The following is a 10,642-nucleotide window of genomic DNA, read 5'->3' as shown; positions in this document are numbered from 1 at the left end:
GCGCCCACCGCCGCCGCGACGGCGGACGCCGGCGGACCGGCCGCGAGGTCGAGCACGAGGACGCCGAGGGCGGCGACGGCCGTGCCGGCCGCGGCGCCCAGCAGCGCCTCCAGCGCGGGCGGCACCCGCCGCCCGGCGAGCGGCGCCGTGGCCAGCCACGCGGCGAGCGCGGTCACCGGGCCCCACACCAGCGAGGGCGGCACCCACACCAGGCTCAGCCACACGGCCGCGCCGAGGGTCGCGGCGGGGTCGGCCAGGGCGCCGTCGCCGACCGCGGCCACCAGCGCGAGGACGAGCGCGAGCGCCCCGGAGGCGGCGGGAGCGACCCACAGCGCGTGCTCCACCAGGGCGAGCAGGTCGTGCGGACGCCGTCCCTCGGCCGGGGGCGAGGCCGGCCCCGCCGCGGCGGGCGGGCGCGGTGCGTCGGGGCCGGAGCGTGGGGGCACGGTGCCATCGTGGCGGCGCGGGCGCCCTCGCGGGCCGGCGTGCCCGACGTCCGTCCGGTCCCTGCCCGAGGCCCGACCGGAGTCTTCACAGCGCGCCGAGACGGGCGTCACCCCGGGCGAGGGGCGGCCGCGGACAGCCCGGGGCATCAGCCCTGGCAGCGGCGATGCTCCCGGCGCGCCGCCTTTTCACCCCGGTCCCGGCGTGTCGCGGGCCTGTCATCCGGCGCGCGTAGGCTATGGCCGCGCGTGTCCCGTCCGGGCCGCGCCCGGCACGACGGGAGGTGGGGCTGTGCCGCTGTTCGAGGTCGAGGGTGAACGACCGCACCTGGTGCGCACGCCGCGCCCCGGCGTCGGTTCGGGCGCCCACCGGGTCGTCGAGTCGCACATCGACGGGCTGCTCGGCGAGCAGATCTTCCCCGTGGCGCCCGGGGCCGGGCCTGACGAGCCGCACCTGCTCGCCCTCGACGCGACGGGTGCGCCCGTCGTCGTCGAGCTGGTCGCGGAGCTGGACGAGGCGGCCCTCGCGCGCGCCCTCGACCACGCCGGCGCCGCCGGCCGGATGACGCGCGGCCAGCTCGCGGCGCGGTACCACGGCGGTGCGCAGGCCTTCCAGCGGGACGTCGCCGAGTTCTACGACTCGGTGCCCATGACGCGGACGCAGCCGCGCGGTGGCGCGCGCCTCATCGTGATCTGCCAGGAGGCACGCCAGGACGTGCTCAACGCGATCGACTTCCTGCGCCAGCCCGCCATGCCCGTCGAGGTGCTGCGCATGGCCATGCTGCACGGTGCGGACGGCCGCCGCTTCATCGACGTCTCGCCGCTGGTCATCCACCCGGCGTCGGCTCCCGACTCGCCCCAGATCGTCGCGACGCCGAGCACCCGCCCGCTCACGGCCGCCCTGCCGGTCGTGGTGCAGGCACCGCAGGCCGAGCCGGAGGCGGACGGCGCGGAGACCGCCGAGCCGGCCACGGACGGCGCGGAGACCGCCGAGCCGGTCCCGGGCGGCCCGGAGCCGCGCGAGGCAGCGGCCGACGCTGCCGACGCCGCGCCGACTGCCGAGGTCGCCGACGCCGCGCCGACTGCCCGAACCGCCGATGCTGCCGCGACGCCGAGCGCGCCCCTCCCGACCCGGGCGCCTGGGTCCGCGGCACCCGGGTTCCCTGCGCCCGCGTCCCCCGCGCCGGCGCCGGCTGCCGTGCCGCGCGCCGAGCCGCGCCCCGTCACCGGGGAGGTGCCGGAGGGCATGCGGACCACCGTCACCGGGCGGGTGCCGCGCGTACCGCTGCGCCGACGCTCGCGCACCGACCGCTTCGCGGCGGCCGCGCCGACGGAGAACCCGCAGGCCGAGAACCCGCAGGCCGAGACGCAGCAGGCCGAGAACCCGCAGGCCGAGAACCCGCAGGCCCGGGCGCCGCACGGCCCTGCCGCGCGACCGTCGTCCGCGTCGTCCGCCCCTGCCGGACCTGCCGCCGCCCGGGACACGACCCCGGCCGCGCCGGGCACCGGCGAGCCGTGGAGCACGCCGCCCACGGCGCCGCCCGTCCCCGTGGCGGAGGAGACCGACCCCGACCTCATCGCCCTGGCGAGCAGCATCGGCGTCGACACGCCGCTGGTGTGGTCGCGCCCGCGCCGTCGCCAGCGCTTCGAGGCGGTGCTGCGCCCGGACGGCGTCATCGAGCTGCCCGACGGCGGCCGCTACCGCCACCCGGACGTCGCCGCCGTCGCGGCGTCCGGCTCCCAGTCGGCCGACGGCTGGGTCGTGTGGCGCCTGCACCGGGAGACCGGGCCCACGCTGGCTGACGCGTTCCGCGACCGCTTCGCCTGACCCGCCGCCGTCGTCGCCGCAGCCGTCGACAAGTCGCACGCCGCCGCCGGACCACGACGGCGTCAGGGCACGACGGCGTCAGGGCACGACGACGATCTTGCCCGTCTGCTCGCCGGCGGCCATCCGCGCAAGCCCGGTGCCGACGTCGTCGAGCGACACCTGCGAGTCGATCACCGGCCGCACCCCGGTGCGGGCGCAGAAGTTGAGCAGCGCCGCGAGCTCCTCGCGCGTGCCCATCGTGACGCCGCGCACCGCGATCTCCTGGAAGAAGATCCGGCTCAGCTCGGCGGGCGCGGCGTCGCCGGAGGTGGCGCCGCACACGACGATCGTGCCGCCGGGCCGTACGGAGCGCACCGAGTGCGCCCACGTCGCCCGGCCGACCGACTCCACGACCGCGTCCACCCGGGCCGGCACGCGCTCGCCGGGCTCGAGGGCGTGCGCCGCGCCGAGCGCCAGGGCGCGCTCGCGCTTCGCCGCGGAGCGCGACGTCGCGGTGACCTCGAGCCCCGCAGCCGCACCGAGCACGATCGCCGCGGTGGCGACGCCGCCGCCCGCGCCCTGGACGAGCACCCGGTCGCCGGGCGTCAGGCCGCCGACGGTGAAGAGCATCCGGTAGGCGGTCAGCCAGGCGGTGGGCAGGCACGCGGCCTCGGCGAAGCCGAGCTCGGCCGGCTTCGGCACGAGGTTCGCCGTCGGCACCGCGACCCGCTCGGCCAGCGTGCCGGGATAGCGCTCGGACAGCAGGGAGCGCTGCTCCCGCGGCCCGACGCCGTGCCCGTCCGCGCCGATCACGCCGTGCACCACCACCTCGGTGCCGTCCGGCGTGACGCCGGCGGCGTCGGTGCCCAGCACCATGGGCAGCTGCTCGGCGCGCAGCCCCACCCCGCGCAGCGACCACAGGTCGTGGTGGTTGAGGCTGGCCGCGCGCACGGTGACGGTGGTCCAGTGCTCGCGCTCCGGCGGGTCCGGGCGCTCGCCCACCTCGAGGGCGTCGAGCGGGGAGTCGGGGGAGAACCGGGCGGCGTAGGCGGCACGCATGCCGCGACCCTACCGAGCCGTCCACCGGCCGGCCCGCGCACCGGCCCGCGCACCCGCGCCCTGCGCCGGGCCGCGGCCCGCTAGGGTCCCGGCATGTCCACGACGCCGGAGCCCGACCCCCGCCACCTCCTCGACGCCGCGGAGAGCGCCGTCGCGGAGCACGACCGCCTCACCGCCCGGCGCGAGCGCGCCCTCGGCGCCGTGCAGGCCGAGCGCCAGGCGCTCGCCCAGGCCCGCGAGCGGCTCGCGGACGAGACTGCCGACGTCGAGCGCCTCGAGCACCTCAGCCCGGCGCGGATCTGGGCGGGCCTGCGCGGCGACCGGGCCGAGCGGCTCGACCGCGAGCGTGCCGAGCAGCAGGCGGCGCAGTACGCCGCCGGGGTGGTCGAGGCGCGTCTGGCGGCCGCGGAGCGGGAGCTGGCCGCCGTGGACGCCGAGCTCGCGGCCCTCGGCGACGTCGGCGCGCGCCGGGCGCAGGCGCTGCACGCCGTGGAGGCCTGGGTGCGCACGCACGGCGGGGCCGCCGCGGCCGACCTGGACGCGCTGGCGCGGGAGGCGGGGGCCGTCGCGGCCGAGCGCCAGGAGGTGGCCGAGGCCGCCGCCGCGGCCCGCACGGCCCTGGGCAGCCTGACCGAGGCCGCCGGGTACCTGCGCAGCGCCGACGGCTGGGCCACCTACGACACGTTCTTCGGCGGCGGGTTGGTGGCCGACATGGTCAAGCACGACAAGCTCGACAAGGCGGCAGCGCTCATGCGTCGCGCCGACCTGGACCTGCGGCGCCTCGCCACCGAGCTGGGCGACCTCGGGCAGCAGGGCGTCGGGGGCATCGGCATCGACGGCCTGACCAGCATCTTCGACTGGATGGACAACATCTTCGGGGACTGGGCGGTCAAGAACCGCATCGCCGACGCCGCCGGACGGGTGCAGCGCGCGCTCGCCGCCGTCGGGCACGTCCAGCAGGGGCTCGCCGCGCGGGAGGAGGCGCTGCGGCACCGCGCCGCCGACGTCGAGGCGCGCCGCGCGGCGCTGCTGCGGGCGGCGTGACCCGGGACGCGGTGCCTCGACGACGCGGCGCCGCAGGCGTCACTCCGGGCCGACGTCGAACATCCAGGTGATGCCGTACCGGTCGGTGAGCTGCCCGTAGTGGTCGCCCCACGGGGCGAGGTCGAGCGGCATGACGTCGCTGGCGCCGTCGGACAGCGCCTCGTAGGCGCCGCGGATGTAGTCGAGGTCCTCCGGCCCGCCGGTGAGGGCCACGGTGACGCCCGACGTCGGGGCCTCGTACGGCATGGACGAGCCGGTGTCGGCGGCCATGAGGGTCAGCCCGTTCGGGGTGTCGAGCTGGCCGTGCATGACGAGCGACTTCTCGGCCTCGTCCTGGAGCATGCCGGCGACCTCGGGGACGTCCGAGAAGACCGAGATGCTGAGCTCGCCGCCGAGGGCGGACTGCCAGAACTCCAGCGCCTCGCGGGCGGTGTCCTTGAAGCTGACGTAGGGGTTGAGCTTGGCCATGGCGGATCCCTCGCGTCCTCGCGTCGGGCCGGGCGCTGGCCGCCCGGCGTCGTGGTGGCCGCCGCCCCACCCGGGTGTGACGGGGTCATCACCAGGGTGGGGCGAGGTGCGGGAGCACGGCAAGGCCCTCCGGCGGCTTTCAGCCGGTGCGCCAGGGCGCTCAGGCGACGCGCTCGGTGGCCCCGAGGAACTCCCGCACGATCGGGCCGAGCTGGTCGAACTCGATGAGGAAGCCGTCGTGCCCGTGGTCGGAGGTGATGATCCGCAGCCCCTCCGCGCCGGGCACCCACGCCGCGATGCGCGCCGACTGCGCCGGCGGGAACAGCCGGTCGGAGTCGACGGCGACCACGAGCGTGCGCGCCGTGACCTGGGACAGCGCCGCCTCCACCCCGCCGCGGTCGCGCCCGAGGTCGTGCGTGAGCATCGACTCGGTCAGCACCAGGTAGGAGTTGGCGTCGAAGCGGCGGGCCAGCTTGTCCCCGTGGTGGTCCAGGTAGGACTGCACGGCGTAGCGGCCGTCCGTCAGCGGGTCCTCCCCGCCCTGCGGCAGGCGGCCGAACCGGGCGTCGAGCTCGTGCGCCGAGCGGTAGGTGGTGTGCGCGATCTGCCGCGCGACGCCGAGGCCGGCGTGCGGGCCCTCGCCGTCAGGGGCGTCGTAGTAGTCGCCGCCGTTCCAGCGCGGGTCGAGCCGGATGGCCGCGAGCTGCGGGTGCGCCCAGGCGATCTGGTCGGCGCTGGTCTGCGCCGTCGTCGCGATCGCGGCCAGGCCGCGCACCTCGATGCCGGCCTCGGGGCCCATCAGGGCCCACTCCAGGGCGCGCAGGCCGCCCATCGACGCGCCGACCACCAGCTCCCAGGAACGCACGCCGAGCTGGCGGGCCAGCTCGACCTCCACGGCCACCTGGTCGCGCGTCGTGACACGGGGGAAGCGGCCGCCCCACGGCCGGCCGTCGGGGGCTGCCGAGGCGGGGCCGGTCGTGCCCTGGCACCCGCCGAGGACGTTGGGCACCACCACGAACCAGCGGTCGGTGTCGATGGGCCGGCCCGGGCCGACCATGTCCTCCCACCAGCCCGCCGACGCGTGGCCGGGCCCCGCGGGCCCGGCCACGTGCGAGTCGCCGGTCAGCGCGTGCAGCACCAGGACGGCGTTCGCCCCGTCGGCGTCGAGCTCGCCGTACGTCTCGTACGCCACGGTGACGTCGGGCAGCAGCCCGCCGCCCTCGAGCTCGAACGAGCCGACGGCGGCGAACCGGCGCTCGCCGGCGGGGTCGCCGTCGCGCCAGGCCCCCGTCGCGGGGACGGGGGGCCTGGCGACCGACCTCGGGGTGCTCCCCACGAGGCGGTTGGCGCTGCCGACGATCGGGGTGGTCCGCGTCACGCGTTGGCCCCGAGCTGCCCCTTGGCTGCGGTGAAGCCGAGCTCGAGGTCGGCCAGGATGTCGTCGACGTGCTCCAGGCCCACGGCGAGGCGCACCAGGCCCGGCGTGACGCCGGAGAACGCCTGCTCCTGCGGCGTCAGCTGGCTGTGCGTGGTGGAGGCAGGGTGGATGACCAGCGACCGGACGTCACCGATGTTGGCGACGTTCGAGTGCAGCTGCAGCGCCGAGACGAACGCCTGCCCCGCCTTGCGCGCCGTCTCGGGGTCGTCGACGTCGAGCTCGAACGCGAGCACCGCGCCGGCGCCCTTGGGCAGGTACTTCGCCGCGGCCTCGTGCCACCGCGACGACGGCAGGCCGGCGTAGTGGACGGTCCGGACGTCGTCGCGCGCCTCGAGCCACTCGGCCACCTTCTGGGCGTTGGCCACGTGCCGCTCGATGCGCAGCGACAGCGTCTCGATGCCCTGGGCGAGCAGGAACGCGTTGAACGGCGAGATCGCCGGGCCGAGGTCGCGCAGCAGCTGCACGCGCGCCTTGAGGATGAACGCGAGGTTCGCGCCCAGCGGCGAGCCGACGCCGAGGTCACGGGCGTAGACCAGGCCGTGGTAGCTCGGGTCGGGCTGGTTGAAGTTGGGGAAGCGGTCGGCGTGCAGGGCGTAGTCGAACGTGCCGCCGTCGACGATGACGCCGCCGATCGCCGAGCCGTGGCCGCCCAGGTACTTGGTGGCGGAGTGCACGACGACGTCGGCGCCCCACTCCAGCGGGCGCAGCAGGTAGGGCGTGGGCACGGTGTTGTCCACGACCAGCGGCACGCCGGCCTCGTGCGCGACGCCGGCGACGGTCTCGATGTCGAGCACGTCGGCCAGCGGGTTCGGCACCGTCTCGCCGAAGAACAGCTTGGTGTTGGGCCGCACGGCGTCGCGCCAGGCCTGCGGGTCGTGCGGGTCGGTGACGAACGTCGTCTCCACGCCGAGCTTGGGCAGCGTGTAGTGCAGCAGGTTGTAGGTGCCGCCGTAGAGGCTGGGGCTGGCGACGACGTGGTCGCCCGCCTCGGCGATGTTGAGGATCGCCAGCGACTCGGCGGCCTGGCCGGAGGCGACGAGCAGGGCGCCGACGCCGCCCTCGAGGTTCGCGATGCGGTTCTCGACGGCCTCCTGCGTCGGGTTGCCGATGCGCGTGTAGATCGGGCCGAGGTCCTGCAGGGCGAAGCGGTCGGCGGCGACGTCGGCCGAGGGGAACACGAACGACGTGGTCTGGAAGATCGGCAGGGCGCGTGCGCCCGTGGCGGGGTCCGGCGCCTGGCCGGCGTGGATCTGGCGGGTCTCGAACGACCAGTGGGGCTGCGTGCTCATGGGGGTCTCCGGTTCGGCTGCGGTGGGGTGCTGGCGGGCCGCGGACGCCCCTCGAGGGGCCTGCAACGTCGGAGGTGATCCGCGGCGAGCGTCTGCGCACGCGGGGCCGGAGCGAGCTCCGGGCAGGCGAACGTGCGCTGCGGTCAGCGACACATTCGACGAGTCATGGCAGGGACAGTAACGGCGCCAAGACCCCGGCGGAACCGCCATCTCACGATGCGGGACCAAAATATGAGACGGCGTACGGCGTTCCCTGCGGTGCTCGTCGTGCCCGCGGCGGGTGCTGCGCCGCGCGCGACACCCCGGCGCGTCCCGGGCGCCGGGGTGATTTTTCCGCGCTGGTTGGCATTGCCGCAGGTCGCAGGCCAGAGTGGTCCGCGGGCCGTGCGCCGACGGCCCGCGCCGGGCGCCCCGGCGCCCGCTGACGCCGGCCAGGCGCCCGACGAAGGAGCAGCATCGTGGTCCGCACGCCGCACCCGCGCGCCGCGTGGCGGCGCCCGACGACTGCCCTCGCGGTGCTGCTGCTCGTGTCCTCCGGCGTCGCCGTCCCCACCGCCTCCGCCGCCCCGCCGGACGACGACGTCGCGGCGGCTCGCGCGGCGGCCGACGCCGCGGCGCTCGACGTCGCCGGGGCCGAGGCCCGGCTGGACGCGCTCCAGGCCGAGCTGGCCACGGCCGAGGCGGCGGTGCAGTCGGCCGCGGAGGACTACGCCGGCGCGCAGGCCGACGTCGGCGCGGCCACCGCCGCCGCCGAGGAGGCGCAGGCCGCCGCTGACGCCGCCGACGCGGGGGAGCGGTCGGCGCGCACCCACCTGGCCGAGGCCTACCGGATCACCGCGCGCGGGGACGGCGCCTTCGGCCCGCTCGCCGTCGTCGCCGGGGCCGCGGACGTCCGGGAGGTCGTGGCCGACGGCGCCGCCCGCCGGGCCGTCGACCGCAAGATCGCCGCGTCGCTCGCCGTGCACGCCGACGCCCGCGCGAGCGCCCGCGCCGCCGAGGCGCGGTGGCAGGCCGCGGCCGACGCGCTGCGGGAGGCGCAGCAGCGGGCCGACGCTGCGCTGGCGAGCGCCGAGAGCGCGGCGGGCGACCTCGCTGCGCGCACGGCGGCCGCGGACGCGGAGCGTGCAGCGCTGGTCGCGCGGCTGGCCGAGCTCAACGACACGACCGTCGAGCTCGAGAGCCGGCGCCAGGAGGAGCGGCTCGCGGCGGTGCAGGCCGCCGCGGACCGGAACGCCCAGGCCGAGCGCGAGGAGGCTGCTGCGGCGGCGAGCCCGTCGTCGCCCGCGCCGTCGCGGCCCTCGTCGCCACCGTCGCCCTCGGCTCCGCCCAGCCCCTCGACCCCCTCGGCGCCGTCCGCGCAGCCGACGCCGCAGCCGACGCCGACGACGCGGCCGACGACGCGGCCGACGGCGGCGCCGACGACGCGTCCGACCCCGACGCCGGCCCCCTCCCCGACGCCGAAGCCGACACCGAAGCCCACGCCCCCGCCGACCTCCGGCGTCGGCGTCGGGAGCTCCGCCCAGGGGCAGCAGGCGGTCGCGTGGGCGCGGGCGCAGATCGGCGCGCCGTACCAGTGGGGCGGCAATGGCTACCCGGGCTTCGACTGCTCGGGGCTGACGTCGCGCGCCTGGGGCGCCGCCGGCGTGGGCCTGCCGCGCACGTCGCGCCAGCAGTACCTCAGCGTCGGCAAGGTGCCCTACGGGCAGATGCGCCCGGGCGACCTGATCTTCTACTCGAACTCACCGGGCGACCCGGCGCAGATCCGGCACGTGGCGATCTACTCGGGCGACGGGAAGATGATCGAGGCGCCGCGGCCGGGCGTGAACGTGCGCGAGGTGCCGATCCGCTGGGGCGACACGATGCCCTACGCCGGGCGCCCCTGAGCGCGTCCGGATCGACTGAGCGAGGCGCTCCTCGTCCCCTGCGGCACACGGGCCAGCGGCACTACGGCCGCAGCAGCACCTTCGTCGCCCGCCGCTCGTCCATCGCGGCGTACGCCTCGGCGACCTTCGCCAGCGGCAGCTCCAGGTCGAACACGCGGCCCGGGGTGATGGTGCCGTCCAGCACGTCCGGCAGCAGCTCGGCCATGTAGCGCCGGGCCGAGGCCATGCCGCCGCCCACCGAGATGTTGCGGCGGAACATGCGGTTCACGTCGAGGGCCGGGCCGTGCGGCACGCCGACGAAGCCGATCCGCCCGCCGCCGCGGACCACGCCGAACGCCTGGTCCATCGACTGCGCGGTGCCCACGCACTCCAGCGCGGCGTCGGCCAGGTCGCCGCCGAGCAGGTCGCGCACGGCGGCCGTGGCCTCCTCGCCGCGCTCGGCGACGACGTCGGTGGCCCCGAGCTCGCGGGCGAGCGCCGCCCGGTCCTCGTGGCGGCTCATCGCGACGATGCGCTCGGCGCCGAGCTTCTTGGCGGCGATGACGGCCGACAGCCCCACCGCGCCGTCACCGACCACCGCGACGACGTCGCCCGGGCCCACGTGGGCGGAGACCGCGGCGTGGTAGCCGGTCGACATGACGTCGGCGAGCGTGAGCAGGTGCGGCACCAGGCCGGCGGCCTCGAGCTCGGCCTCGGTGCGGCCGACGGGGAACAGGGAGTGCTGGGCCAGCGGGATGCGCACGCGCTCGCCCTGGGCGCCGTCGACCGGCAGCCCGTCGCGGTCCTTGGAGCCGAAGCCGGTGACCTTGTCGCAGGCCGAGGGGAAGCCGGCACGGCAGGCCTGGCAATCGCCGCAGCTGAGCGAGAACGGCACGATGACGAAGTCGCCGACCTGCGCGGAGGTCACGTCGGCGCCGAGCTCCTCGACCACGCCCACCAGCTCGTGACCGATGGGGCGCGGCTCGCGCGTCTCGTTGACGCCCCGGTAGGGCCACAGGTCGGAGCCGCACACGCAGGAGGCGACGACGCGCACGACGGCGTCGCCGGGGGCGAGGATCCGGGGGTCGGGGCGGTCCTCGGCACGCACGTCACGAGGGCCGTGGATGATGGCAGCGAGCATGCGTCCACAGTACGACGGCGGCGCCGCCCCCCGGGGCGGGGGGCGGCGCCCCCGGCGGGCGACCCGGCGCCCCGCCCGGGCGGGGCCCCGG

The 10,642-nt window shown here is 77.3% G+C and carries 9 protein-coding genes; 3 read left to right on the top strand and 6 right to left on the bottom strand.

Going from position 1 to position 10,642, the window contains the following annotated elements; genetic code table 11:
* Positions 1–446: hypothetical protein (locus GSF02_RS06440; protein WP_408003865.1), on the bottom strand; the 446-nt coding region annotated here is incomplete at its 3' end.
* A gap of 289 nt (positions 447–735) precedes the next feature.
* On the opposite strand from GSF02_RS06440, the gene GSF02_RS06435 reads away from it, so the two are divergent.
* The gene (locus GSF02_RS06435) at positions 736–2,271 is read left to right on the top strand and encodes a restriction system modified-DNA reader domain-containing protein (RefSeq protein WP_159793913.1); all 1,536 of its coding nucleotides are present in this window, start codon (positions 736–738) and stop codon (positions 2,269–2,271) included.
* Between the two features lie 78 nt (positions 2,272–2,349).
* Here GSF02_RS06435 and GSF02_RS06430 read toward each other — a convergent pair whose 3' ends face one another.
* A complete protein-coding gene (locus GSF02_RS06430; RefSeq protein WP_159793911.1) occupies positions 2,350–3,309 on the bottom strand; it encodes a zinc-binding dehydrogenase in 960 nt (319 codons plus the stop codon).
* A gap of 93 nt (positions 3,310–3,402) precedes the next feature.
* Here GSF02_RS06430 and GSF02_RS06425 point away from each other — a divergent pair, with 93 nt between their 5' ends.
* The gene (locus GSF02_RS06425; protein ID WP_159793909.1) at positions 3,403–4,353 is read left to right on the top strand and encodes a hypothetical protein; all 951 of its coding nucleotides are present in this window, start codon (positions 3,403–3,405) and stop codon (positions 4,351–4,353) included.
* Between the two features lie 39 nt (positions 4,354–4,392).
* Here GSF02_RS06425 and GSF02_RS06420 read toward each other — a convergent pair whose 3' ends face one another.
* From GSF02_RS06420 to GSF02_RS06410, 3 genes are all read right to left on the bottom strand, one after another.
* Positions 4,393–4,821 (bottom strand): VOC family protein, encoded by a 429-nt coding sequence (locus tag GSF02_RS06420; protein WP_159793907.1) that lies wholly within the window; start codon positions 4,819–4,821, stop codon positions 4,393–4,395.
* A 160-nt stretch (positions 4,822–4,981) separates the two neighbouring features.
* On the bottom strand, positions 4,982–6,181 hold the full coding sequence (gene metX / locus GSF02_RS06415) for a homoserine O-acetyltransferase MetX (RefSeq protein ID WP_408003866.1): 1,200 nt from the start codon (positions 6,179–6,181) through the stop codon (positions 4,982–4,984).
* 14 nt (positions 6,182–6,195) lie between these two features.
* Positions 6,196–7,548, bottom strand: coding sequence for a bifunctional o-acetylhomoserine/o-acetylserine sulfhydrylase (locus GSF02_RS06410; RefSeq protein WP_159793903.1), 1,353 nt, complete (start codon positions 7,546–7,548; stop codon positions 6,196–6,198).
* Between the two features lie 458 nt (positions 7,549–8,006).
* Here GSF02_RS06410 and GSF02_RS06405 point away from each other — a divergent pair, with 458 nt between their 5' ends.
* Entirely contained in the window at positions 8,007–9,431 is a 1,425-nt protein-coding gene (locus tag GSF02_RS06405) for a C40 family peptidase (RefSeq protein WP_159793901.1), read from the top strand.
* Positions 9,432–9,492: 61 nt separating this feature from the next.
* On the opposite strand, the gene GSF02_RS06400 is transcribed toward GSF02_RS06405, so the two are convergent.
* On the bottom strand, positions 9,493–10,551 hold the full coding sequence (locus GSF02_RS06400; protein ID WP_159793899.1) for a zinc-binding dehydrogenase: 1,059 nt from the start codon (positions 10,549–10,551) through the stop codon (positions 9,493–9,495).
* Between the last annotated feature and the right edge of the window lie 91 nt (positions 10,552–10,642).

Origin of the sequence: Puerhibacterium puerhi, from assembly GCF_009846865.1 — a bacterium.
GTDB lineage: Bacteria > Actinomycetota > Actinomycetes > Actinomycetales > Cellulomonadaceae > Puerhibacterium > Puerhibacterium puerhi.
This window is presented reverse-complemented; position numbering and strand designations above follow the sequence as displayed.

Bases quoted from the DNA above. Each gene is read 5' to 3' on its own strand.
- GSF02_RS06430 (WP_159793911.1), bottom strand. From the start codon at position 3,309: ATGCGTGCCGCCTACGCCGCCCGGTTCTCCCCCGACTCCCCGCTCGAC.
- GSF02_RS06425 (WP_159793909.1), top strand. From the start codon at position 3,403: ATGTCCACGACGCCGGAGCCCGACCCCCGCCACCTCCTCGACGCCGCG.
- GSF02_RS06420 (WP_159793907.1), bottom strand. From the start codon at position 4,821: ATGGCCAAGCTCAACCCCTACGTCAGCTTCAAGGACACCGCCCGCGAG.
- GSF02_RS06410 (WP_159793903.1), bottom strand. From the start codon at position 7,548: ATGAGCACGCAGCCCCACTGGTCGTTCGAGACCCGCCAGATCCACGCC.
- GSF02_RS06400 (WP_159793899.1), bottom strand. From the start codon at position 10,551: ATGCTCGCTGCCATCATCCACGGCCCTCGTGACGTGCGTGCCGAGGAC.